The organism is Thauera sedimentorum, from assembly GCF_014489115.1.
Taxonomy (GTDB): domain Bacteria; phylum Pseudomonadota; class Gammaproteobacteria; order Burkholderiales; family Rhodocyclaceae; genus Pseudothauera; species Pseudothauera sedimentorum.
Window position 1 is genome coordinate 822,118 of record NZ_JACTAH010000002.1, and the last position, 24,308, is coordinate 846,425.

Genomic DNA, 24,308 nt, shown 5'->3' on the forward strand with positions numbered 1-24,308 from the left:
GTGATGGGCGGAAACCGGTGATGCTCGCATGCGGGCGGCAATTCATTCTTGACCCGCATCAGTTCGTGCGGCGCGCGTCCTGACTATATTGGTCGGCGTGTGTCTCGCCCGAGCCGGCATCGCCGCGCTTGGCGCATGTGCCGTGGCGAGGCGGAGGAGCGTTGTTTGGCATCCGACCCGTCCGCTGCCGGTCGCATCCCGTTTCGCCTGTTGAGGCGGCATTTCCCCTGGGTCCTGATCGTATTCTTCGGCGCGCTGTCGCTGCTGGCCGCCGGCAATGTGCTCGACAAGCTGCGCGAGTGGCGCCTGGCGCGGCAGATCCACGCCCAGGTGGACGCCAATGCGCTGATCAGCCAGGCGGTGGACGAACTGCAGAAGGAGCGCGGCATCTCCAGCGGCCTGCTGGCTTCGGGCGGTGCGCGCTTCGGCGCGGAGCTTGCCGACCAGTACACCCGCGCCGATCCGGCACTGGCGACGCTGCGGGTGGCCATGGCTGCGCAGGCCGCCAGCCGGGGCGAGGACACGCCCGCGCCCGAGCTTGCGGCGCTCGACGGCCTGGGCGAACTGCGCCGCCTGGTGGGCGGACGCGTGCTGTCGCGGGACGTGGCCGTGGCGCGTTATACCGACATCGTCCAGTCCCTGTTCCAGTTGATGCTCGATACCGCGCAGCTCGCCGACGGTCGTCTGCTGCGCGCCCAGCTGGCCCTGATCGCCTTCCTGCAGGCCAAGGAGATGGCCGGGCAGGAGCGCGCCCTGCTCACCACCATGCTGGCGGCGGGCAACTTCGACCCCGGGCCGCGGCGCGAGGCGCTGCTGCGCATCCAGGCACAGAAGGAGGTGTTCATCCGGCAGTTCTTCGGCCTGGTCGACCCGGCGCTGCGCGAGGCCTACTGGGACATGGAGGAACGTCCGCTGGTGCTGCGCGCCGAGGCCATCCGCCGCAAGATCGTGTATATCGCGGATGCCCCCCGCTTCATGGCCGACGCCCTGCCCAGCGCGGAAGAGTGGTTCGCGGTGGCCACCCAGAAGATCGACGCGATGAAATCGGTGGAGGTCTTGCTGGGCGAATCGGTGGCGCGCGGGGCCCGGGAACACCTGGAGTTCACGCAGCACACCCTGCTGGTGGCGGTCGGGCTGGCGCTGCTGTCCTGCCTGCTGGCGGCCGCCGGCTGGTTGCAGGTGCGCCGCGGCCAGCGCCTGGCGGAGAACGACCTGCAGCTGGCGGCCTCGGTGTTCGGCGATTGCGCCGAGGCCATGGTGATCACCGACCCGCAGGCAGTCATCGTGCAGGCCAACAAGGCCTTCTCGCGCATGACCGGCTATACGGCGGCCGACGTGATCGGCCAGTCGATGAGCCTGCTACGTTCGGACCGCCACGACGCCACCTTCTTTGCCGCCATGTGGCAGGACCTGCTGCGCCACGGCAGCTGGGAAGGCGAGGTCTGGAACCGCCGGCGCAACGGCGAGCAGTACCCGGCCCAGCTCTCGCTGGTGGCGGTGCGCGATGCGCAGGGCGTGGTCGCCAACTACATCGCCATGATCTTCGACCTCAGCCAGCGCCGGCAGTCCGAGCAGCTCATCGAGCAGCTGCGCAACCACGACCGCCTGACCGGCCTGCTCAACCGCGAAGCCTGGCAGGCGGTGGTGGCGCGCGCGGTGGAAGGCGCGGCCAGTGGCGGGCCGGCTTGCGCGGTGCTGGATATCGGCGTGGACCGCTTCCGGCTGATCAACGAGTCGCTCGGCCATGCGCTGGGCGACGAGGTCCTGCAGGAGATCGCCGCCCGCCTGCGCGCCGCGCTGCCGGCCGATGCCCCGCTGGCGCGCCCGGCCGGCGACCGCTTCGCCGCGCTGCTCGAGGACGGACTCGATAGCCTCGATGCCCGCTGCCAGGCCCTTTTGGAGGCCTTCATCCCGCCGATGCACCCGGGCGGGCACGAACTGGGCGTGACGGTGAGCATAGGCGTGGCCTGTGCGCCGGACGACGACGACCAGGCCGCCGGTCTGCTGATGAAGGCCGAGGCGGCGATGAACCGGGCCAAGCAGCAAGGTCAGGGCAGTTGGCGACGCTACGCTGCGGACATGAGCGGCGAAGGCGTCCGCCTGTTGCGCCTGGAGCGCATGCTGCGGCGCGCGCTGGAGCAGGGCGAGTTCGAACTGCACTACCAGCCCCAGGTCGATGCCAGCGGCGGCGGACTGGTGGGGGTCGAGGCCCTGCTGCGCTGGCACAGCGCCGAGCTGGGCATGGTGTCGCCGGTGCAGTTCATCCCGGTGGCCGAACAGACCGGGCTGATCGTGCCCATCGGCGCCTGGGTGCTGCGGGCCGCCTGCTGGCAGGCGCGGCGCTGGCAGGCCAGCCTGGGCCGTGAGCTGCCGGTGGCGGTAAACCTGTCGGCGCGCCAGTTCGCCGACGCCGGGCTGCTCGACGAGGTGGAGGCCGTGTTGCGCGAGACCGGCCTGCCGGGCCGGCTGCTGGAGCTGGAGATCACCGAAGGCCTGCTGGTGGAGGACCCGGCCGGCGCGGCCGAGACCCTGCGGCGCCTGCAGACCCTGGGCGTGCGCGTGGCGATCGACGATTTCGGCACCGGCTATTCCTCGCTGGCCTACCTCAAGACCTTCCCGCTCGACCGCCTGAAGATGGATCGCAGCTTCGTGCGCGACCTCGAACACAACGACAGCGACCGCGCCATCGCCCGCGCCATCGTCGCGCTGGCGCGCAACCTGAACATCGAGGTGGTGGCCGAGGGCGTCGAGACCGCCCGCCAGCGCGACTTCCTCGCCGGCATCGGCTGCCATGTGCTGCAAGGCTACCTGCACGGCCGGCCGATGCCCGGCGACGCGCTGGCACAGCTTGTCAGGGACGGCGCCCTGCCGCTGGAGCAGGCGCCCGGCAATGTCCTGGAGGCGCCCAGCGGCCACGCATGACACCCAGCCCGCAGTGCGGCCGCAGAGCCGCCGGGGCGAGAACAGGAGGAGACGACGATGGATACCGACCGGACCGCCGGGGACGGGGGCGGCACGCTGCCCCACGACCTGCTCCAGACCCTGATCGACTTCCTGCCCAGCGGGGTGACGCTGTTCGACAGCGAGTTGCGCATGGTGGCCTGCAACCGCCAGTTCCGCGAACTGCTGGAATTCCCCGACGAGCTCTTCGCCGACGGGCTGCCGTGCATGCGCAGGCTGGCCGAGTTCAACGTGGCGCGCGGCGAGTACGGGCCGGGCGACCCGGCCGGGCAGGTCGAAGGCGTGCTGGAACGCGCGCGGCGCATGCAGGCCCACGTGTTCGAGCGCACGCGCCCCGACGGCCGGGTGCTGGAGGTGCGCGGCAACCCGCTGCCCGGCGGCGGCTTCGTCACCATCTACACCGACATCACCGAGCGCAAGCGCGCCGAGGAGGAAGCGCGCCGCGCGGCCAGCTACCTCGACGCGGTGGTCAGCGCCCTGCCGCAGGGCATCACGGTGATCGACGAGGCGCTGGACATCGCCTTGTGGAACCCGGCCTTCGTCAAGGTACAGAACCTGCCGGACGACTTCATGCGTCCCGGGGTGAGCTTTGCCGACGTGATCCGCTTCAACGCCCGGCGCGGCGAATACGGCGAGGTCGATGTCGAGGACAAGGTCCGCCGGATGGTCGAGCTCGCCCGCCGCTTCGAGCCCCATAGGCTGGAGCGCACCCGCGGCGACGGCGGGGTGATGGAGGTCGAGGGCCGGGTGGTGAGCGAGGGCGGGCGGCCGATCGGCTTCGTCACCACCTACACCGACATCACCGAGCGGGTGAACAACGAGCGCACCATCCGCCGGGTGCGCGACCTGATGGGCGAGGCGGTCAACTTCTCGCCCACCTGCATCTGGGAAACCGGCCCCGATGGCCGCTACACCTTCGTGCAGGGCATGGAGAAGATCCTCGGCGTGCCCGACTCGCACATGCTGGGCAAGGATCGCTGGCAGCGCCTGTGCGGCGACGAGTGCGCGGAAGGCTGCGCGGGCGCCGCCGCCTCGGGCGAGCGTGGCGACTGCCGGGTGCGCAGGGCCATCGCCGCGCGCGAACCGATCGAGCGCTGGACGCTGGCCACCCGCAACCGGCGCGGCGAAGCGGTGTGGCTGTCATGCACCGCGCGGCCGGTGCACGACGAGCACGGCGAGCTGCTCGGCTACCGCGGCGTGGATGTGGACGTCAGCGAGCTGACCCGCGCGCACCGCGACCTGGAGCAGATCGCCCTGCACGACCCGCTCACCGGCCTGGCCAACCGGCGCAAGTTCCACAGCCGCTACGAGCTGGAGGCGGCGCACCTGCAGCGCACCGGCAGCAGCTTCGCGCTGCTGCTGATCGACATCGACTTCTTCAAGCAGGTCAACGACCGCTGGGGGCACCTGGTGGGCGACGACTGCCTGCGTGGCGTGGCCAACGTCCTGTCGGGCAACGTGCGCGCGGTGGACATGGTGGGGCGCTTCGGGGGCGAGGAATTCCTCGTCCTGCTGTCGGACACCGGCGTCGAGGGCGCCCGCACGGTGGCCGAGAAGCTGCGCCAGGCGGTGGCGTCCAGCGTGCCGGCCAGCCCGGGCGGCGCGGCCCTGCGGCTCACGGTCAGCATCGGGGTGGCCTGCGCGCCGGGCGAGCGCCGCCGCGCACCGGACTTCGACCACCTGCTGGCCGAGGCCGACCGCGCGGTGTACGCCGCCAAGCACGCCGGGCGCAACCGGGTGTGCACCGCGCTGCCGGGTGCCACGCAAAATCCATGAGACTGTAATGGTCATTCGGCATGCTGGTCCGCGTGTTCAACACGACGGAGCCGGGCATGGATGCAAGGGAGATGACCATCAACGCCGCGGGGCGCTGCGCCGACTGCGGTGTGCTGCGGGTGGATGGCGCGGACGGCCTGTGTCCCCACTGCCGCCTGCGCCGCATGTGGCGCGGCGCGCTGCGCGAGATCGACGAGCGCTACGTCGCCACCTGGGTGGCGCTGAGCGCGCTGGTGGCGGTGATGCTGTTCGTGGTCTTGCTGGGCGGCGGCGTGCCGCAGCACGGCCTGCTCGCGCTGGCGGGCAGCTGAGCGCGGCCGGGCGGGTGCTTCAGTCCTCGTCGCCGTCGCCGGTGTCGCGGCGAGGCACCTGGGTGGGATCGCAGGTGATCGGGCGGTAGACCTCCACCCGGTCGCCGACCTGCAACGGGGTGTCGAGCTTCACCACCTTGCCGAACACCCCCACCTTCTGCATCTCCAGATCGATCGCCGGGTACATCTGCAGCAGGCCGGAACGCTCGATCGCCTCCAGCGCGGTGGCGCCGTCGGGCACGTCCACCCGCAGCCACACCTGCCGGCCGTCGTCCGCGTAGGCCACTCCGACTCTCATTGCGTGTTTCTCCCCTCGTTCAGGCGTTCGCGCCTTCGGTCAGCGCGGCAGCGCGCTGCCGTTCGCGCTTGGTGTCCCACACCCGCTTGCCTGCGATCAGGAAGCCCAGGGCGAGGAAGCCGCCGGGCGGCAGGATCATCAGCAGGAAGCCCTTGTAGTCCGGGATCACCGTGATCTCCAGGAAGCGGAAGGCCTCGCCCAGCAGCAGGCTGGCGCCGGCGAACAGGGTGCCGGCGCCGAGCAGTTCGCGCACCGCGCCGAGCACCACCAGCGCCAGGGTGAAGCCCAGGCCCATCGCCAGGCCGTCCACCGCCGAGGCGGCCACCGGGTTCTTCGACGCGAAAGCCTCGGCGCGCCCCAGGATGCCGCAGTTGCACACGATCAGCGCGATGAACAGGCCCAGCACCTTGTAGAGGTCGTGCAGCCAGGCGTTGATGCTCATGTCCACCAGGGTGACCAGGGTGGCGATCAGCACCACGAACACCGGGATGCGCACGCTGGCGCTCACCCAGTTGCGGATCAGCGCCACGCCCACGTTGGCCATCACCAGCACCGCGGTGGTCGCCAGCCCCATGCCCAGGCCGTTGGTGGCGGTACCGGTGACCGCCAGCAGCGGGCACAGCGCCAGCATCTGGGCGAAGACCATGTTCTCGGTCCACAGGCCGCGCCCGACGATGCCGCGGTAGTCCACCGCAGGTTTCGCAGGGGCCGCGGCGGCGGCGGGGATGCCCTCGGCCGGCAGGTCGGTGGCCTCGGCAGTCGTGCTCATGGTTTCGCCTCCTCAGTGCTGCTCGCGGCCGGATCGGCGAACATCGCCGCGCGTTGCGTTAGGTAGAGATCCAGCCCGGCCTTGACTGTGCCGACCACCGCGCGCGGGGTGATGGTGGCGCCGGCAAATTGGTCGAACTCGCCGCCGTCCTTCTTTACCGCCCAGCGCGCGGGCACCGGGTCTTCCAGCGACTTGCCGGCGAAGCCATGGATCCACGGGCTGCGCGCGGCCTCGATCTTGTCGCCCAGGCCGGGGGTCTCGGCGTGGCCGGTGACCCGCACGCCGGTGATGCGGCCGTTGCGGTCGACGCCCATCACCAGGCGCACCGGCCCGGCGTAGCCCTTGCCGCTCATCTGGTAGATCACCGCCACCACTTCGCCGCCCTGACGGGCGCGGTGCACGGTGAGCGGACGGCCGTCGGTGCCGGTCACCGTGGTGGTGTCGGCCAGCAGGTCGTTGTCGTGGAAGTTCTCCGGCAGCACCTGGGCGAGCGAGGTGGCCACGTCGTGTGCCTCGGCCGCGGCGATCACCGGGCCGGTGGCGGTGTGGGCCAGCGCCAACGCGCCGCCCGCGACCAGGGCGACGACGCCCAGCGACACGGTCTGGTACCACAGCGTGTCGAGACGGTCGCCGCTGGCGGCGGGGGCCGACGGGGTGGGCGTGGTGCAGTGCATCGCTCAGTTCCCTTTCGGTGCGGCCGGCGTCAGGCTGCGTCCGCTGCGCGTGCGGCCGAAGATGCGCGGACGGGTGTAGTGGTCGATCAGCGGCGTGGCCGCGTTCATCAGCAGCACCGCGAAGGCCACCCCTTCCGGGTAGGCGCCCCAAGTGCGGATGATCCAGTTCAGCAGCCCGCAACCGAGGCCGAAGATCCACTGGCCGAGCGGCGTGGAGGGCGAGGTGACGTAGTCGGTGGCGATGAAGAAGGCGCCCAGCATGACCCCGCCGGCCAGCAGGTGGGCCATGGGCGGCAGGAAGCGCTCCGGGGCGAGGAAGTGGGCGATGGCCGCGGGCAGGGCCACGCCGAGCAGGAAGGCGGCCGGGATGCGCAGGCCGATCACGCGCATGAAGACCAGGAAGAGGCCGCCGGCGGCGAGCAGCAGCGCGCTGGTCTCGCCCAGGCTGCCGGCGCGGTCGCCGAGGCCCAGGGCCAGCGGGTCAACCTCGCCGGTGATCGGCAGGCCACGCGAGACCGCGCTGCGCGCGTGGTCGAGCAGCGAGGCGCTGGTCATGCCGTCGGGCACCGCGCCGAAGGTGATCGCGAGCGCGCCCAGCGCGTCGGGGGCGCCCGCGCTGCCCAGCGGCAGCGGCGCCAGCCACTGGGTCATCTCCACCGGGAAGGAGATCAGCAGCATCACCCGCGCGGCCATCGCAGGGTTGAACAGGTTCTGCCCCATGCCGCCAAAGGCGTGCTTGCACACCACGACGGCGAAGGCGCCGCCCACCGCGCCCAGCCACCACGGCGCCCAGGGCGGCAGCGACAGGGCCAGCAGCCAGCCGGTGAGCACCGCCGAGCCATCGGCCAGCGCCGGCTTGGCCGGGCGGTCGGCCAGGCGCACGCACAGCGCCTCGGCGAACACGCAGGCCAGCACGGTGACCAGCCACAGGTACACCGCCGGCCAGCCGAAGCGCCAGAAGCCGGCCAGGGTGGCCGGCAGCAGGGCCAGCATGACCAGCATCATCACCTGGCCGACCGGGCGGGCGCCGTGGGCGTGGGGGGAGGACACGATGTTCATGCCGCGCTTTCCTCGCTGGCGGGTTGTTCGGCGGCCGCGGCGGCGGCCTTTGCGGCGGCTTCGGCCTTGGCGCGCTCGCGCTCGGCCTTGCGGCGCGCGGCGGCCTCGGCCTTCTCGCGCGCCTCGCGCTCCATGCGTTCGTTACGCGCCTCGACCAGTTCGCGGATGGCGTCCTGCTTGAGCTTGTTGCGGTCGCGCGCGGCCAGCTCGCCCTTGGCGTGGTTGAAGTACTGCACCAGCGGGATCTTCGACGGACACACGAAGGAGCAGGTGCCGCAGCCGATGCAGTCCTTGAGCCCGAGGTCGACCGAGGCGGCGAGGTCGCCGGCGCGAATGCGCGCGGCCATCTCCAGCGGCAGCAGGCCGATCGGACAGGCGCCGACGCAGGACGCGCAGCGGATGCATGGGCCTTCCGCGGCCTGGCGCGCGCCGGTCTCCGCGGCGGTGAGCGCCAGCACCCCGCCCGAGCCCTTGATGATCGGCAGCTCCAGGGTGGTGACCGCGATGCCCATCATCGGCCCGCCCATCACCAGGCGCGCCGGGGTTTCGGTGAGTCCGCCGCAGAAGGCCACCAGCGCGGAGGCCGGGGTGCCGAGGCGTACTTCCAGGTTGCGCGGGGTGCGCACCGCGCCGCCGGCCACGGTGACGATGCGCCTGGTGAGCGGCTCGCCGTAGCGGATTGCGCGGTGGATGGCCGCCGCGGTGCCGACGTTGTGCACCACCACGCCGATGTCCGCAGAGCGCCCCTGCGAGGGCACCTCGCGGCCGGTGAGCCAGGCGATCAGCTGCTTTTCGGAGCCCATTGGGTAGCGGCTGGGCACGGTGACTACCGCCACTTCGCCGAAGCCGGCGGCCGCTTCGCGCAGCGCGGCGATGGCCTGTGGCTTGTTGGATTCGACCCCGATCAGCACGCGGCTGCCGCCGATGGCGCGCAGGATGATGCGCGCGCCGTCGATAACCTCGCCCGCGCGCTCCTGCATCAGGCGGTCGTCGCAGGACAGATAGGGCTCGCACTCGCCGCCGTTGAGGATCAGCGTGGGGATGGGCGTGCGCTGCCCCAGGCTGAGCTTGACCGCGGCCGGGAAGGTGGCGCCGCCCAGGCCTACGATGCCGGCCGCGGCCACCCGGCGGGCGATCTCGGCCGGCTCCAGGGTAAAGGGGTTGGCGCCGGTGAATGCCACCGCCTCGTCCAGGCCGTCGCTCTCCAGCAGGATGGCCGGACCGGTGAGGCCGGAGGGATGTGGCACCTGCACCTCGCCGATGCCCAGGATGGTGCCCGAAGTTGGTGCATGGAGGGGCGCGGACACCGGCCCGGCGGCCTCGGCGATCAGCTGCCCGCGCAGCACGCGCTCGCCGGCGCTCACCAGCGGGCGGGCCGGTGCGCCGATGTGCTGGGTCAGCGGCAGGGTGAGCAGCGGCGGCAGCGGAATCGCCGTGGTCTCGGTGCCGGCGGCCGGGTCCTTGCGGCCGTCCGGGTGCGCCCCCCAGCGCTTGACCAGGCGGGTCAGGCGGGTGAGCAGGGAGATGTCGGGTGCGCCCATGGTCGGTCCTTATGCGTTCGCGCTCGCCAGCGCGGGGGCGGCCGGTGCCGCGGGCGCTGCTTCGAGCGCCGGCTTGGGCCACACCCAGGTCTGCAGGGTCACCGGCACCGGGGTCAGGGTGATCGCCCCGGTCGGGCAGATGTGCTCGCACTTGGCGCAGCCGGTGCAGGCTTCGCGGATCACCGCGTGGATCTGCTTGACCGCGCCGATCACCGCGTCGGTGGGGCAAGCCTTGAAGCACTTGGTGCAGCCGATGCAGATGTCTTCGCGCACGCCGGCCACCACCGGCAGCTCGTCGGCCACCGCGGCGGCGTCCAGGGAGAGACCCAGGCGGGCGGCGAGCGCCTCGGCCAGCGCCTTGCCGCCGGGCGGGCAACAGGTGGCGCCCGCTTCGCCCTTGGCCAGCGCGGCGGCGGCGCCGGCACATCCGGGGTAGCCGCACTGGCCGCAGTTGGTGCCGGGCATCATGGCTTCCAGTTCGGCTTCGATGCCGCTGGCCTCCACGCGGAAGCTGCGCGCGGCCACGCCCAGGATCAGTCCGAGCGCGACGCCGAGCAGCGAGAGACTGAGGATTGCGTACAACATCTCTGGCACCCCCTTGTCAGTGGTTGGTGAGGCCGGCGAAGCCCATGAAGGCGAGCGACAGCAGGCCGGCGGTGACGAAGCCGATCGGCGCCCCGGCGAAGGCGGCCGGCACGCGGGCCAGCGCCAGGCGCTCGCGCAGGCCGGCGAACATGATCAGCACCACGGTGAAGCCGATCGCCGAACCCAGCGCGTAGAGCACGCTGGTGACGAAGCCCGCGCCCTCCTGCACGTTGAGCAGGGCCACGCCCAGCACCGCGCAGTTGGTGGTGATCAGCGGCAGGTAGATGCCCAGCACCTGGTAGAGCTCGGGGGCGTTCTTCTTCACCGCCATCTCGACGAACTGCACCGTGGCGGCGATCACCAGGATGAAGCCCAGCAGGCGCAGGTAGCCGAGTTCAAGCGGCACCAGCAGCCAGTGTTCGAGCGCCCAGGTGAGCGCGCTGGTCAGGACCAGCACGAAGGTGGTGGCCAGCCCCATGCCGACCGCGCTGTCGATTTTGCGCGACACCCCCATGAAGGGGCACAGGCCGAGGAATTTGACCAGCACCACGTTGTTCACCAGCGCCGTTCCCAGCAGGAGCATCAACCACTCGTTCATCGCCTCGTTCTCCACGCGTTCAAGCTCCGGTCAGCAGAACGCGTGCCACGCCCGGATGGAATCGTAAAGCCATGATTTAATGGAGTTGGTGCGCTGCGATGCGGGGTGTTTGCTGTATCGAGTCCGCCATCGTCCGCGGCTTTGTCGCGATTGCGACAGCCGGCGGCGCGGTCCAGGCCCGGCGCCCGTGTCCGCCGCCGTGGCACATCGCTTGCTTCGGAACTCCCGCCACCGTCGCGAGATTTCAAGCATGGCCACTCCCGCCCCCGTTTCCTCGCCGCTGCCGCAGATTCCCGCGGACATCACCGATGCGCTGTTCCACCACGCGGTCGATCAGTCCGCCATCGCGATCTCGATTACCGATGCGGCGGCCACCATCCTCTATGTGAACAAGGCCTTCTGCGCGATCACCGGCTACGCCGCCGAAGAGGTGGTGGGGCAGAACCAGTCGCTGCTGTCCTACAGGTCCACGCCCAAGCCGGTGTACCAGGCGCTGTGGGCGGCGCTCAACGAGGGCCGGCCGTGGACCGGCCGCCTGCTCAACCGCCGCAAGGACGGCCTGCCCTATGTGGCCGAACTCACCGTCACCCCGCTGGCGCCGCAGAACGGCGGCCAGACGCACTATCTGGGCATGCACTGGGATGCCACCGACGAACACCGCCTGGCGCAGCAACTTACCAACCACAAGCAGCTGATCGAATCGGTGATCTCGGTGGCGCCGGTGGCGGTCGCCCTGCTCAACAGCGACGGCCAGGTGGTGCTGGACAATCCGGCCTACCGCCGTATCGCCGTCGAGATGCGGGTGGCCGAGCCTGCCCACGCGGTGATGAGCGCGCTGCAGGAGAGCCTGGGCGAGGCCTTCCACACCGCGGTGACCCATCGCCGCCCGCTTGCCAACCACGAACTGCGCTTCGAGCGCGCGGGCGGCGGCGAGGCGCGCTGGTACGCCTGTTCGCTGACCTGGTTCGAGGAACGCTCCACGCTGCCGGACGCCTTCTACGGCGACGACCGCAGCGACTACCAGCTGCTGGTCATGCACGATATCAGTGCATCCAAGCGCCAGGAGGAGGCGCTGCGCCTCGCCGCGATGCGCGCCATGCTCTCCGAAGGGGAGCTCAACCAGAGCCTGCGCGAAGCGCTCTCCGGCGCCATCTTCCAGCTCCAGGGACCGGTCAACCTGATCTCCGCCGCCGCCACGCTGCAGAAGCGTCGCGCCGGGCAGAGCGCCGCCATCGACCCGCTGGCCCGCGCGCTGGCCGACGCCCAGGCTGCCGGCGAGCAGGCCATCGCCACCCTGCAGGCCGCCATGCCGCCCGAGCCGCTGGAGCCCACCGGCCCGGTGAACCTCAACGAAGTGCTGCGCGACGTGCTGATGCTGGAAACCGACGCCCTGCTGTCGGCCGGCATCACCGTGGACTGGCAACCCGCCCATGTGCTGCCCTCGGTGCAGGGCGACCCTGCGGCGCTGCGCAACCTATTCCGCCAGCTGGTCGGCAACGCCATCGAGGCGATGAACGTGCGCGGCTGGAACGAGCGCGCGCTCTTCCTCTCCACCGTGGCCCGCGACGGCCAGGTGGAAGCCGAGATCGTCGACACCGGGCCGGGCATCCCGGAAGCGCTGCGGCTGAAGATCTTCGAGCCCTTCTTCTCCACCAAGCCCTCGCGCGGCGGGGCGCGCGGCGTCGGCCTGTCGCTGGCGCAGGAGATCGTCAGCCGCCACCGCGGCGTGCTCGAGATCGATCCGCGCCATGTCGGCGGCTGTCGTCTGCGGGTGAGCTTCCCGGCCACCCGCTCGGTGGAGGCCCACGGATGAGTTCGCCATTGCCTGCCGATGCGGGCGACATGCGCGTCGCCTGGCTGGAATCCGCCCTGGAATCGCTCTACCGCGTCAGCCGCGTGCTGTCGCGCACCCTGGAACTGCGCGAGACCCTGGCCGAGGTGCTGCGCGTGCTCGACGAGGAGTGCGGCTTCAACCGCGCGCTGGTCACCCTGACCGAGCCGGACGGCGAGGCCATGGCGATCTCCGCGCTGCACGGCGTGGACGCGCCCTGTACGCCGGACATGCGCTGGCGCGCCGGCGAAGGCGTGATCGGCCTGGTGCTCGAGCGCGGCCGCGCGCAGGTGCTGGAGCGCCTCGCCGACGACCCCCGCTACCTCGCCCAGCGCGGCCTGTTCGACGGCGAGGCGCCCTTCGTCGGCGTGCCGATCCGGGTCGGCCACGAGACCCTGGGCGTGCTCGCGCTGCAGCCGCCGCTGGTGGCGCGCGACCGCCTGGAGGACGACGCCCACCTGGCCGAGATGGTCGCCAACCTCATCGGCCAGACCGTGCGCCTCGCCCTGCAAGTGCGCCAGGAGCGCCGCGACATCGCCGAAGAGCGCGACACCCTGCGCCGCACCGTGCGCAACCGCTACGGCTTCGACAACGTGGTCGGCCACACCGCGAAGATGAAGCAGGTCTTCGAGCAGGTGCGCCAGGTCGCCAAGTGGAACACCACCGTGCTGGTGCGTGGCGAGACCGGCACCGGCAAGGAGCTGATCGCCCAGGCCATCCACTACAACTCGCCGCGCGCGGCCGGCCCCTTCGTCAAGCTCAACTGTGCGGCGTTGCCGGAGAACCTGCTCGAATCCGAACTCTTCGGCCACGAGAAGGGCGCCTTCACCGGCGCGCTCACCCAGCGCAAGGGCCGCTTCGAGATGGCCGACGCGGGCACCCTGTTCCTCGACGAGATCGGCGAGATCTCCGCCTCCTTCCAGGCCAAGCTCCTGCGCGTGCTGCAGGAAGGCGAACTGGAGCGGGTGGGCGGCGCGCGCACCCTGAAGGTGGACGTGCGGGTGATCGCGGCCACCAACCGCGACCTGGAATCCGAGGTGGAAGCCGGCAAGTTCCGCGAGGACCTCTACTACCGGCTGAACGTCATGCCCATCATGCTGCCGCCGCTGCGCGAGCGGGTGGAGGACATCCCGGAGATCGCCCGCCACCTGGTGGACAAGATCGCCGGCGTGCAGGGCCGTCCGCTGTCGATCACCGACAGCGCCCTGCGCGTGCTGCTGCACCACGCCTGGCCGGGCAATGTGCGCGAACTGGAAAACTGCATCGAGCGCGCCGCGGTGATGAGCGAGGACGGCAGCATCGACCGCGACCTGATCCTGATCTCCGGCATCGAGGAACGCGTGACCCCGCTGCGCGGCGGCGGCGCGGTGGATCTGGACGATCCCGACCTGGACGAGCGCGAGCGGGTGATCGCCGCGCTGGAGCAGGCCGGCTGGGTGCAGGCCAAGGCCGCCCGCCTGCTCAACATGACGCCGCGGCAGATCGCCTACCGCATCCAGACGCTCAACATCAAGGTCAGGCAGATCTGAGCGCCGGCGGCGGGCGCGTCCGGGCCCAGGGGCCGGGCTGCGCCCGACCCTGTTTCCAGGTGTAAGACATCGGCAAGACAGGCCGGGCGGCGTGCCAGAATCGTGGCTCGTCCAATCCCATCCTTCGATGGAGCCCAAGCCATGAACAAGAACACCATCGCTGCCTTCCTGCTTGCCAGCGCCGCCTTCTTCTCCATGCCGCTGTCTGCGGCGAGCCGTCCGCCGGGCGACGCCCGTCCGCTGTCCGAGATCGTCGCGGGGCTGGAGCGCCAGGGCTACGGGCCGATCGTCGAGGTGGAGTTCGAGGACGGGCGCTGGGAAGTGGAGGCCTACCGCGAGGGGCGCCGGTTTGACCTGCGGGTCGATCCGTACTCGGGCGCGGTGATCTCCGAGCGCCTGGACGACTGAGTTCCTGCCGCGGCCGCTTTGCCGGCCCGGCTGCGGGGGCTACCATGAACAGCGGGTGGCCTTGCCGCGCCGCCCGCGACCATCATCGTCCGAACCGGGGGCCCCGCATGCAGCAGATCCTCGTCTATGCCGACTCCCTCTCCTGGGGAATCATCCCGCGCACGCGCCGCCGGCTGGACTTCGAGCAGCGCTGGCCGGGTGTGCTGGAACTGGGCCTCGCCGCCGGCGGGCGCCGGGTACGGGTGATCGAAGACTGCCTGAACGGCCGCCGCACCGTCTGGGAAGATCCCTATAAACCGGGGCGCAACGGCCTGGACGGGCTGGCACAGTGCATCGAGAGCCAGTCGCCGCTCGACCTGGTGATCCTGATGCTGGGCACCAACGACTTCCAGTCCATGCACCCGCACAACGCCTGGCATGCCGCTACCGGCGTGGCTACGTTGGTCGGCGCCATCCGCAGTGCGCCGATCGAGCCCGGCATGCCGGTGCCGCCGGTGCTGGTGGTCTGTCCGCCGGTGCTGCGCCCGCCCAGCGGGCCGATCGCGCCCAAGTTCGACGGTGCCGACCGCAAATGCACCGGGCTCGCCGTGGCCTACCGCGAGATGTGCGAGGAGCAGGGCTGCCACTTCTTCGACGCCGGCAGCGTGGTCAACGCCAGCCCGCTGGACGGGGTGCACCTGGACGCCGCCGAGCACCTCACGCTCGGCGAGGCGCTGGTCGGCGTGGTCGATGGCCTGCTCGCCCATCCCGAGGCGCAGGCCGAGGATGCGGGCGCGGCCGGCGCGGCGCAGTAGGTCTCCACCCGCGCGGCATGCGCGGTGTTTCCGGTCGTCATGACGGCGCCCGTCCGGGCCGCGCCGCGGTTTGTGACATGTCATCAGACCGCAACATTCCAGCCAGAGAATCGTCGCGCCCGCCTCCCCCAACCGCGGGCCGCTGACTGGAATCCGAACACATGAACTCACTCAAAGTGGGAACCCGCGTGCTGTTGCTGAGCGCGGTGCTGCTGGCCTGCCTGACCCTGCTGGCCGGACTCGGGCTGAAAGGCATGCGCAGCTCGGTGGATGGACTCGAGACCCTGTACGCCGACCGTGTGGTGGCGGTGCGCGACCTCAAGGTGGTGGCCGACATGTTCGCGGTGAACATCGTCAACGCCTCCTACAAGGCCAACAGCAGCCTGCTGACCACCGCCGCCGCCAAGGAGCTCATCGAGGAGGCCGAGCGGCGTATCGACGAACACATGCGCGCCTATCTCGCCACCCGCAAGGGCGCGCGCGAGCAGGCACTGGCCGAGGAGGTGCGCGTGCTGGTGGCCGAGGCCGCGCAGCCGATCGCCGGACTCAAGGCCCTGCTCGACCAGGAGGATTACTTCGGGCTCAACCAGTACATGGTGAAGACCCTGCCCGCGGTGATCGACCCGATCTCGCAGAAGATCTCCGACCTGATCGAACTGCAGCTCGACCTCGCCCGCGAGGAATACGAAGCCGCCCAGGCACGCTACGCCACCGACTTCATGTTGATGGTCGGCGTCGGCGGCCTGGCGATGGCGGTGGGCATCGGCCTGTCGCTGGCCATCCGCCGCAGCATCCTGGTCCAACTGGGCGCCGAGCCGGATGCGCTGGCACAGTCGGCAGCGGCCATCTCCTCCGGACGCCTGGCCGCCGTGTCCGCCGGTGAGGCGCAGCCGGTTGGCGTGATGGCGTCCATCCACACCATGCGCAGCAATCTGGTGGACATCATCCGCGGCATCTCGCACAGCTCCGGGCATATCGACCAGAACGCCGGGCGGCTGGCGGAAACCTCCGAATGTGCGCTGCGCAGCACCCTGCAGCAGGGCGAGTCGTCCAGCGTGATGGCCGCGGCCATGCAGGAGCTGGCGGTGTCCATCGCCCACATCTCGGAAAGTTCGGCCGAAGTGCGTCGCGCTGCCGACGAGGCGCGCAGCGCAGGAGAAACCGGCCTGGCGGTGATCGCCTCGACCATCGCCGGCATGGAGGAGATCGAGCGCGTGATCGGCGATGGCGCGCAGAGCATTGCCCGCCTCAACGAGCAGTCGCAGCGTATCGGCACCATCGTCAATGTCATCCGCGAGATCGCCGACCAGACCAATCTGCTGGCACTCAACGCCGCCATCGAGGCCGCGCGCGCCGGCGAGCAGGGGCGCGGCTTCGCGGTAGTGGCCGACGAGGTGCGCAAGCTCGCCGAGCGCACCGCGTCCTCCACCGCCGAGATCGTCGGCGTGGTCACCGCCATCCGCGAGGGCATGGACGCCACCACCCGCCAGATCACCGACGCCTGCGGCCAGGTGGGGCAGGGCAAGGCGTGCGCGGCCAGCGCGGGTGAGGCCATGCAGCAGATCCGCACGGCCATCGACGCCACCCTGCACGGGGTGAGCGGCATCACCGACGCACTGCACGAACAGCGCCAGACCAGCCAGGCGGTGGCCGAGCGCGTCGAGCAGGTCAGCGCCTCGGTCGAGCAGCTCACCGGCACCCAGCGCGAAGTTGGCGAATCCGCCGCCGCGCTCAAGCAGCTCACCGTCGACCTGAACCGCATGATCGCGCGCTTCCAGCTCGCCTGAGCCGGTGCATACTGGCGGGCCGCACAAGCAGATCAGCAAGGAGGCCCCCGTGCAGCTCATCGGCATGCTCGATTCCCCCTACGTCCGCCGCGTGGCGGTGTCGCTCCAGCTCCTCGGCCTGCCCTTCGAACACCGCCCGGTGTCGGTCTTCCGCCACTTCGACGAGTTCCGCCGCATCAACCCGGTGGTCAAGGCGCCTTCGCTGATCTGCGACGACGGCCTGGTGCTGATGGACTCCAGCCTGATCCTGGAATACGCCGAAAGCTTCCCCGCCAAGCGCCGCAGCCTGGTGCCGGCCGATGCGGTCGCCTTGCAGAGCGACCTCTACCTGGTCGGCCTGGCGCTGGCGGCCTGCGAGAAGAGCGTGCAGATCGTCTATGAACGCCAGCTGCGCCCGGCCGAGAAGGTGCACGCGCCCTGGGTGGAGCGCGTCTCCGGCCAACTGCTCGCCGCCTGCGCCGGGCTGGAAGCCGCCTACGCCGCCCAGCCGGTGGAGGTGGCCAGCGGGACGCTCACCCGCGGCGACGTCGCCACGGCGGTGGCCTGGTACTTCATCCAGGACATGGTGCCCGAGGCGGTGCCGGGCGAGGACTACCCGGCGCTGCAGGCGCTGTCGAAAAGCGCCGAACGCCTGCCCGAGTTCCGCGCTGCGCCGCATGGGTTTGGTACGGTGCGGGCGCGGGGCGCCTGAACCGCCGGATCGCGGCCAAGGCCGCTCCTACAGGCGCAGCGCTTTCCCCGTAGGAGCGGCCTTGGCCGCGATTGCCGCCGTCGGGAAACCGGATGCCGTCACCGCGGGCTTGCCCGCGGCCGATCCATGTCAGAATCCCGCCCGTCCTCACTGAACATGGAATCGCCCGCAATGTCGCCCGTGCTGGTCCGTATCGGTTTCATCGTGCTGCACCTGGTGCAGTACGTTGTGGTCGCCCTCGCCGGCTGGAACGTCGCCGCCATCGTCGCCGCGCTGCTGCTGGGCGCGCAGTTGCTGCCGCCGGCGCATTTCGAGAAGACCTTCAAGGCCTCGCCCAAGCTGGTCAGCCAGATCGGCAGCCTGGTGTGGTTGGCGGTGGGCTTCGCGGAGATGAAGCTGGCCGGCGGCTGAGGGAAGACGCCGGCGCCCGGCCGCGGGCCTTGTTGCGAGTGCCACAAAGGGCCGGTCGGCGGCCTGTGGCATATGCGACAAAGCCCGCCTGAGGCGCGCACAACCATCATGTAAACAATGACTTGAGTCGTTCCCGCGGCTGGCATGCCGCTTGCGATGCCAAAGCATCAGACATCGCAAGGGGAACGACGATGGAACTTCCGGTCATCAGCAACGCCGCGCCGGCGGAATCGGGCGGCTGTAGTTCCAGCGGCTGTGGCAGCGCGCCGGATGCGCTCGCGCACCTGCCCGACCACATCCGCGCCAAGGTGCAGGACCACCCCTGCTACTCGGAAGAGGCGCACCACCACTTCGCCCGCATGCACGTGGCCGTCGCCCCGGCCTGCAACATCCAGTGCAACTACTGCAACCGCAAGTACGACTGTTCCAACGAGTCGCGCCCGGGGGTGGTGTCCGAGCTGATGACCCCCGACCAGGCGGTCAAGAAGACGCTCGCGGTGGCCGCGGCCATCCCGCAGATGAGCGTGCTGGGCATCGCCGGACCCGGAGACCCCCTCGCCAACCCGGAGCGCACCTTCGAGACCTTCCGCCAGCTCTCGGAGCAGGCGCCGGACATCAAGTTGTGCGTGTCCACCAACGGCCTGTCGCTGCCAGACTGTGTCGACGAGTTGGCCAAGCACAACATCGACCACGTCACCATCACCATCAACTGTGTCGATCCCGAGATCGGCGCGCAGATCTATCCGTGGATCTTCTGGAACAACCGCCGCATCCGCGGCGTGGAAGGCGCGAAGATCCTCATCGAGCAGCAGCAGAAAGGCCTGGAGATGCTCACCGCGCGCGGCATCCTGGTGAAGGTCAACTCGGTGATGATCCCCGGGGTCAATGACGAGCACCTCAAGGAGGTCAGCAAGATCGTCAAGGCCAAGGGCGCCTTCCTGCACAACGTCATGCCGCTGATCGCCGAGGCCGAGCACGGCACCTACTACGGCATCATGGGCCAGCGCGAACCCACCGCGCTGGAGCTCGAAGCCCTGCAGGACGCCTGTGCCGGCGACATGTCGATGATGCGCCACTGCCGCCAGTGCCGTGCCGACGCGGTCGGCATGTTGGGCGAAGACCGCGGCGCCGAGTTCACCCTCGACAAGATCGACGCCATGGAAATCGACTACGCCTCGGCGATGGTCGAGCGCGCCAAGGTGCACGAGCAGATCACCGCCGAACTGGACATGAAGCGCGCGCTGCGCGCCGCGCCCAAGTTCCAGCCCGAGGTCGTCGAAGAGACACCGGCCCCCGCGCTGCGCAACGTGCGCATCGCCGTGGCCACCAAGGGCGGCGGGGTGATCAACGAGCACTTCGGCCACGCGCACGAGTTCCTCGTCTATGAGGTCGGCCCGCAGTCGGCGCGCTTCCTTGGCCACCGCAAGTGCACGCCCTACTGCATGGGCGACACCTCCTGTGGCGACGGCGAGACCGTGCTCGCCGGCATCATCCGCTCGCTCGAAGGCGTGGAAGTGCTGCTCGCCAGCAAGATCGGCTTCGAGCCCTGGGGCGACCTGGAAAAGGCCGGCATCCAGCCCAATGGCGAGCACGCCATGGAGCCGATCGACGACGCCCTGCGCGCGGTGTACGACGAGCTGGCCGCCGCCGGCAAGCTCGCCGCCGCTGCAGACACCACCCGCGCCGCGGCCTGAGGAGGACAGCGACCATGAGCCTCGTCATCAACGACCTCTGCGTGGGCTGCTACGCCTGCGAGCCGCTGTGTCCCAACAAGGCCATCAGTGCCCCGGTGGAGAAGGGCCGCCCGGTGTTCTTCATCAATCCGGACAAGTGCACCGAGTGCCTGGGTGACCACGACCTGCCGCAGTGCTCGGAAATCTGCCCGATCGAAGGCGCCATCGTGGATGAGTTCGGCGAGCCGCTGAACCCGCCGGGTTCGCTCACCGGCATCCCGCTCCATCTCCTCGATCGGGTGCAGTGCCTCGCAAGCGGCTCGCTATGAAACCGCGTCTTTCTCCGGCATGCGGCGTTGCGCCCCCTTGCCATATGGTCGATATGCCTGCGGGGCCGCGCCTTGCTTGCCGAAGAAATCCATTGGTTTCATGGCCGCAAGCCGCCTGCAAGGCACTGCACTGGAGGGAAGGCGAATGTCGCATGTAAGCCTCTGGTGGAAGCCGGGTTGCGCCACCAACACCAAGCAGATCCGCCTGCTGGAAGCGGCGGGCTGCAAGGTGACGGTGCGCGACCTGCTCAGCGAAGCGTGGACGCCCGAGCTGCTGGCCGGCTTCTTCGGCACGCAGCCGGTGGCGCAGTGGTTCAACCCGGCCGCGCCGGCGGTGAAATCCGGCAGCGTGGTGCCGGCCGCCTTCAGCCCGGAGGCGGCGCTCGCCCGCATGGTGGAAGAGCCGCTGCTGATCCGCCGCCCGCTGATCGAAGTCGCCGGCCTGCGCCGCGCCGGCTTCGATCCCGAATGGCTCGCTGCACGCGGCATCGAGTTGCCGGACGCCGACGTCCCGCAAGCCTGCAGCCACGGCGACCACGCCCACGCGGCCTCCTGTCCGTCACCCGGGGCTGCACGAGAATGAGCGCCCCGGTCGCCGTCCTGCCCGGCCAGCCCGTTGCCATCGCCTCCGATGTGCACTGGGTGGGCGCGCTCGACCCCGACCTGCGCCAGTTCGACATCATCCTGCGCACTGCCAACGGCACCAGCTACAACGCCTACGCGGTGCGCGGCACGGAAGGCGTGGCGGTCATCGACACCGTCAAGGCCGAGTTCGCCGACGACTTCTTCGCCCGCCTGTGGGCCTGCTGCCGGCCGGAGGAAATCCGCGCCATCGTCCTCAACCACCTGGAGCCGGACCACACCGGCGCGCTGCCCGCGCTGCTGGTCGCCGCGCCCCAGGCCCGCGTGTATTTGTCGGCGGCCGCGCTCAAGATGCTCAAGGGCATCGTCAAGGACGGCGTGGACGAATCCCGCCTGGTGGTCGTGGATGAGGACACCCGGGTGGACCTCGGCGGGCGCAGCCTGCGCTTTCTCTACACCCCCTACCTGCACTGGCCGGACACCCAATGCACCTGGGTGGAGGAAGACGGCCTGCTGTTCTCCGGCGACGTGTTCGGCTGCCACTACTGCGATGCGCGCCTGTTCAACGACCGCGTCGGCGACTTCCGTTTCTCCTTCGATTACTACTACCAGCACATCATGCGGCCCTTCCGCGAGCATGTGCTGACCGCGCTCGACCAGATCGAGCCGCTGCCCATCCGCCTCATCGCCCCGGCCCACGGCCCGGTGTTGCGCGACGCACCCGCCAGCTACGTGCGCCGCTACCGCCAGATGGCCGCGCCGCTGCTCGCCAACGAAGCCGGCGAGCGCGAGAAGACCCTGCTGGTGTTCTACATCAGCGCCTACGGCAACACCGCGCGCATGGCCCAGGCGGTGCGCGAGGGCGCCGAAGGCGTCGATGGCGTGCGCGTGTCGCTCTACGACCTGATCGGCAGCGAGCCGGGCCCCTTCGTCGACCTCATCGAAGAGGCCGACGGGCTGGTGTTCGGCTCGCCCACCATCAACGGCGACGCGGTCAAGCCGGTATGGGAGCTGCTCTCCTCGCTCACCCTGGTCAAGGTCAAGGGCAAGTTCGGCGCCGCCTTCGGCTCCTACGGCTGGAGCGGCGAGGCCGTCGGCCTTATCGAGGACCGCCTGCGCGGGCTCAAGCTGCGCGTGCCGCGGCCCGGCGTGAAGGTCAAGCTCATCCCCACCGACGACGAACTGGGCGCGTGCAGCGCGCTCGGCCGCGAACTGGCCGAACACCTGGTCGGCCGCGCAGCCCCCCGTCACATCGATTTCACCGCGCCCGGCGCGCTCACCGCTTAGAGGAACCGAACATGCCCAAGGCCCAGGTCACTTTCGAGGACATCGGCGTCACCGTCACCGTGCCCGCCGGCACCCGCCTGATCGAAGTCTCCGAGAAAGTCGGCGCCGGCCTCACCTACGGCTGCCGCGAAGGCGAATGCGGCACCTGCATGATGAAGATCGTCTCCGGCGCCGAGCATCTGGCCAGCCCCTCGGTGCTGGAGGACAAGGTGCTCAAGGACATCTACGCCGGCGCCGCAGACCGCCTGGCCTGCCAGGCCCAGGTGCTCGGCGGGCACGTCGTGGTGCGGCCGGGCTGATCCCGCGCAACACCCTTTGTTCAACCACGCACGGAGTGCCGCAATGCCCAATGTCACCTTCTCGAGCCCCATCCACAAGTCCAAGACCGTCTACGCCGTGGCCGGCTCGCACACCCAGACCATCCTGCAGATCGCCAAGGACAACCACATCCCGATCGACTTCTCCTGTGGCGATGGCGAGTGCGCCACCTGCATGGTCAAGGTCACCGTCCTGTCCAAGAAGGGCTCGATGGCCGGCCCGCTGACCGACAAGGAAATCCTCGTGCTCAAGGAGCACAAGAAGATCAGCGCCGAGGACATCGAAGCCATGCGCGTGGACGACGTCGTCCACACCCCGTGGCGCCTGGCCTGCCAGCTGATCGTGCGCGACGAGGATCTGCACGTCGAGTACTGAGCACCACCCGGTCCGGTGCCGCCCGCGCGCGGCGCCGGCCAGCAACAACATGGGAGTCCCGAACATGCTCGCGCCTCTGACCCACCGCCCTTCGCCCGCCCGCCTCGCGCTGCAGGCGCATTTGATGGCGCACGCCGCCGGCACGCCCAACGACGAGATCCTCGCCCACCTGATCGCCGGCTGGACCCTCGGTGACGGCATGCTGCCCGCCGACCTCGGACTGGGCACGGAGCGCTTCGCCGCACTCGTCGCCCGCCACTTCCCCGGCCTCACCTGGCGCCCCAAGGCGGACCTCGCCCCGCGCCCCGAGCTGTTCCCGGAGTTCGAAGACCTGCTCGGCTTCCTCGCCGGCGAAGCGGATGCTGCCGTGCCCGGCGCGGACGACATGGCGCTCATCGTCGCCACCGCCTGCATGGGCGCCGACCACCTGTGGCAGGACCTCGGCCTGCCCTCGCGGCGCGAACTCTCGCAACTGGTCGCGCTCAACTTCCCGGCGCTGGCCGCGGCCAACACGCGCGACATGAAGTGGAAGAAATTCCTCTACCGCGAGCTGTGCCAGCGCGAAGGCGTCTACGTCTGCGCCTCGCCCAGCTGCGAGGCCTGCAACGACCACGCGGTGTGCTTCGGCCCGGAGGTCTGAGTGAGCGGCGCCCTCGCTAGGCCCGTGCGGGCCGGCGCGGCCCCTCGAGCGGGCGAGTCCGGCCCCGACGACACCCTGCCGCCGGACCCCGCCCGGCTCATCGACCGCGCCTGCGGCGCCATGCTGGGCCTCGCCATCGGCGACGCGCTCGGCGCCACCGTCGAATTCATGACCCCGCGCGAGATCGCCGCCCAGTACGGCGTGCACAAGCGCATCATCGGCGGCGGCTGGCTGCGCCTGCCCGCGGGCGAAGTCACCGACGACACCACGATGACTTTCGCGCTCGCCCAAGCCTGGCTCGCCGCCGGCGGCCCGCCCAGCGCGGCCCAATGCGCCGAAGCCTTCGACGCCTGGATGCGCGCCAAGCCGGTGGACATCGGCAACACCGTGCGCCGCGGCATCCTGCGCTGGCGCCTGCACGGCACCGCGGAAGCTGAAGTCTCCGAGGACGCCGGCAACGGCGGCGCCATGCGCTGCCTGCCCGTCGCACTTGCCACCTTCGGCGCGGCCGATGAAGACATCGCCGCCGCCGCCCTCACCCAGGCCCGCGTCACCCACCACAACCCGCTCACCGACGCCGCCACTATCGCCGTCGTGCGCATGGTGCACGCCGCACTGGCCGGCCGCGGCCTCGGCGGCGTGCTAAACGTCGCCCACGCCCTGGCCGCCGCCCACCCCGACTTCGCCTTCCGCAGCAAACGCTGCGACAACCCCACCGGCTACATCGTCGACACGATGCGCGCCGTCTGCCAGGCCATCGACAACAACGACGGCTTCGCCGCGGTGCTCACCGACGTGGTGAACCGTGGTGGGGATGCCGACACCACCGGCGCGATTGCCGGCATGGTGATGGGGGCGTTGGTGGGGGAGTCGGGGTTGCCGGCGGAATGGCGACGGGCGGTGAAGGTGGAGGTGCGGCGGGAGGCGGTGCGTTTGGCTTGCGAGGTGATCGAACTGGCGCCGGTGATGAGGGCTACAGGCAGACGCGATTAGCAGGTTCCTTCCCCTTCAAGGGGAAGGACAGGATGGGGATGGGTTACTAGGGGTAATCGACCTCAACTGATTGTTTCCCCCTTCGCCC

The 24,308-nt window shown here is 70.3% G+C and carries 25 protein-coding genes; 18 read left to right on the forward strand and 7 right to left on the reverse strand.

The window, feature by feature from the left end; translation table 11 throughout:
• Window positions 1–165 precede the first annotated feature (165 nt).
• Genes IAI53_RS13590 through IAI53_RS13600 form a run of 3 tightly spaced genes read left to right on the forward strand, consistent with a single transcriptional unit; the run spans window position 166 to window position 5,048 of the window.
• Window positions 166–2,922: an EAL domain-containing protein gene (locus tag IAI53_RS13590; protein ID WP_187718713.1), complete on the forward strand. Its 2,757-nt coding sequence runs from the start codon at window positions 166–168 to the stop codon at window positions 2,920–2,922.
• A gap of 57 nt (window positions 2,923–2,979) precedes the next feature.
• A complete protein-coding gene (locus IAI53_RS13595; protein WP_187718714.1) occupies window positions 2,980–4,737 on the forward strand; it encodes a PAS-domain containing protein in 1,758 nt (585 codons plus the stop codon).
• Window positions 4,738–4,793: 56 nt separating this feature from the next.
• Complete coding sequence (locus tag IAI53_RS13600) at window positions 4,794–5,048, forward strand: hypothetical protein (protein ID WP_187718715.1); 255 nt, start codon at window positions 4,794–4,796, stop codon at window positions 5,046–5,048.
• A 19-nt stretch (window positions 5,049–5,067) separates the two neighbouring features.
• On the opposite strand, the gene IAI53_RS13605 is transcribed toward IAI53_RS13600, so the two are convergent.
• The 7 genes from IAI53_RS13605 to rsxA form a co-directional block, all read right to left on the reverse strand.
• Window positions 5,068–5,346, reverse strand: coding sequence for an RnfH family protein (locus IAI53_RS13605; RefSeq protein ID WP_187718716.1), 279 nt, complete (start codon window positions 5,344–5,346; stop codon window positions 5,068–5,070).
• Between the two features lie 19 nt (window positions 5,347–5,365).
• Window positions 5,366–6,037, reverse strand: a complete 672-nt coding sequence (locus IAI53_RS13610; RefSeq protein WP_349771946.1) for an electron transport complex subunit E — start codon at window positions 6,035–6,037, stop codon at window positions 5,366–5,368.
• A gap of 74 nt (window positions 6,038–6,111) precedes the next feature.
• Window positions 6,112–6,789, reverse strand: a complete 678-nt coding sequence (gene rsxG / locus IAI53_RS13615; protein WP_187718718.1) for an electron transport complex subunit RsxG — start codon at window positions 6,787–6,789, stop codon at window positions 6,112–6,114.
• Between the two features lie 3 nt (window positions 6,790–6,792).
• Complete coding sequence (locus tag IAI53_RS13620; RefSeq protein WP_187718719.1) at window positions 6,793–7,848, reverse strand: RnfABCDGE type electron transport complex subunit D; 1,056 nt, start codon at window positions 7,846–7,848, stop codon at window positions 6,793–6,795.
• Window positions 7,845–9,389, reverse strand: coding sequence for an electron transport complex subunit RsxC (gene rsxC, locus IAI53_RS13625; RefSeq protein ID WP_187718720.1), 1,545 nt, complete (start codon window positions 9,387–9,389; stop codon window positions 7,845–7,847). The genes IAI53_RS13620 and rsxC overlap by 4 nt, the downstream gene beginning before the upstream one ends.
• Window positions 9,390–9,398: 9 nt before the next feature.
• Window positions 9,399–9,974 carry an RnfABCDGE type electron transport complex subunit B gene (locus IAI53_RS13630; protein ID WP_187718721.1) on the reverse strand — a complete coding sequence of 192 codons (576 nt, stop codon included), beginning with the start codon at window positions 9,972–9,974 and terminating at the stop codon, window positions 9,399–9,401.
• A 16-nt stretch (window positions 9,975–9,990) separates the two neighbouring features.
• Window positions 9,991–10,572 (reverse strand): electron transport complex subunit RsxA, encoded by a 582-nt coding sequence (gene rsxA, locus IAI53_RS13635; RefSeq protein ID WP_187718722.1) that lies wholly within the window; start codon window positions 10,570–10,572, stop codon window positions 9,991–9,993.
• 250 nt (window positions 10,573–10,822) lie between these two features.
• Here rsxA and nifL point away from each other — a divergent pair, with 250 nt between their 5' ends.
• From nifL to draG, 15 genes are all read left to right on the forward strand, one after another.
• Window positions 10,823–12,385, forward strand: a complete 1,563-nt coding sequence (gene nifL / locus IAI53_RS13640; protein ID WP_187718723.1) for a nitrogen fixation negative regulator NifL — start codon at window positions 10,823–10,825, stop codon at window positions 12,383–12,385.
• A complete protein-coding gene (nifA, locus tag IAI53_RS13645) occupies window positions 12,382–13,932 on the forward strand; it encodes a nif-specific transcriptional activator NifA (RefSeq protein ID WP_187718724.1) in 1,551 nt (516 codons plus the stop codon). The genes nifL and nifA overlap by 4 nt, the downstream gene beginning before the upstream one ends.
• 141 nt (window positions 13,933–14,073) lie before the next feature.
• Window positions 14,074–14,340, forward strand: coding sequence for a PepSY domain-containing protein (locus IAI53_RS13650; RefSeq protein WP_187718725.1), 267 nt, complete (start codon window positions 14,074–14,076; stop codon window positions 14,338–14,340).
• A 107-nt stretch (window positions 14,341–14,447) separates the two neighbouring features.
• A complete protein-coding gene (locus tag IAI53_RS13655) occupies window positions 14,448–15,134 on the forward strand; it encodes an SGNH/GDSL hydrolase family protein (protein ID WP_187718726.1) in 687 nt (228 codons plus the stop codon).
• A gap of 161 nt (window positions 15,135–15,295) precedes the next feature.
• The gene (locus IAI53_RS13660; RefSeq protein WP_187718727.1) at window positions 15,296–16,921 is read left to right on the forward strand and encodes a methyl-accepting chemotaxis protein; all 1,626 of its coding nucleotides are present in this window, start codon (window positions 15,296–15,298) and stop codon (window positions 16,919–16,921) included.
• A 49-nt stretch (window positions 16,922–16,970) separates the two neighbouring features.
• Window positions 16,971–17,612, forward strand: a complete 642-nt coding sequence (locus tag IAI53_RS13665) for a glutathione S-transferase (RefSeq protein WP_187718728.1) — start codon at window positions 16,971–16,973, stop codon at window positions 17,610–17,612.
• A gap of 171 nt (window positions 17,613–17,783) precedes the next feature.
• Entirely contained in the window at window positions 17,784–18,023 is a 240-nt protein-coding gene (locus IAI53_RS13670) for a hypothetical protein (protein ID WP_187718729.1), read from the forward strand.
• Between the two features lie 191 nt (window positions 18,024–18,214).
• The gene (gene nifB, locus IAI53_RS13675) at window positions 18,215–19,717 is read left to right on the forward strand and encodes a nitrogenase cofactor biosynthesis protein NifB (protein ID WP_187718730.1); all 1,503 of its coding nucleotides are present in this window, start codon (window positions 18,215–18,217) and stop codon (window positions 19,715–19,717) included.
• Window positions 19,718–19,731: 14 nt separating this feature from the next.
• The gene (locus IAI53_RS13680; protein ID WP_187718731.1) at window positions 19,732–20,025 is read left to right on the forward strand and encodes a 4Fe-4S binding protein; all 294 of its coding nucleotides are present in this window, start codon (window positions 19,732–19,734) and stop codon (window positions 20,023–20,025) included.
• 145 nt (window positions 20,026–20,170) lie between these two features.
• Window positions 20,171–20,608: an ArsC/Spx/MgsR family protein gene (locus IAI53_RS13685; RefSeq protein ID WP_187718732.1), complete on the forward strand. Its 438-nt coding sequence runs from the start codon at window positions 20,171–20,173 to the stop codon at window positions 20,606–20,608.
• Complete coding sequence (locus tag IAI53_RS13690; RefSeq protein WP_187718733.1) at window positions 20,605–21,894, forward strand: FprA family A-type flavoprotein; 1,290 nt, start codon at window positions 20,605–20,607, stop codon at window positions 21,892–21,894. Before IAI53_RS13685 ends, IAI53_RS13690 begins: the two co-directional genes overlap by 4 nt.
• Before the next feature lie 11 nt (window positions 21,895–21,905).
• On the forward strand, window positions 21,906–22,193 hold the full coding sequence (locus IAI53_RS13695) for a 2Fe-2S iron-sulfur cluster-binding protein (protein ID WP_187718734.1): 288 nt from the start codon (window positions 21,906–21,908) through the stop codon (window positions 22,191–22,193).
• Between the two features lie 43 nt (window positions 22,194–22,236).
• Entirely contained in the window at window positions 22,237–22,587 is a 351-nt protein-coding gene (locus tag IAI53_RS13700; RefSeq protein ID WP_187718735.1) for a 2Fe-2S iron-sulfur cluster-binding protein, read from the forward strand.
• Between the two features lie 64 nt (window positions 22,588–22,651).
• Complete coding sequence (locus IAI53_RS13705; protein ID WP_187718736.1) at window positions 22,652–23,227, forward strand: nitrogen fixation protein NifQ; 576 nt, start codon at window positions 22,652–22,654, stop codon at window positions 23,225–23,227.
• Entirely contained in the window at window positions 23,228–24,220 is a 993-nt protein-coding gene (gene draG / locus IAI53_RS13710; RefSeq protein ID WP_349771930.1) for an ADP-ribosyl-[dinitrogen reductase] hydrolase, read from the forward strand.
• Window positions 24,221–24,308 lie beyond the last annotated feature (88 nt).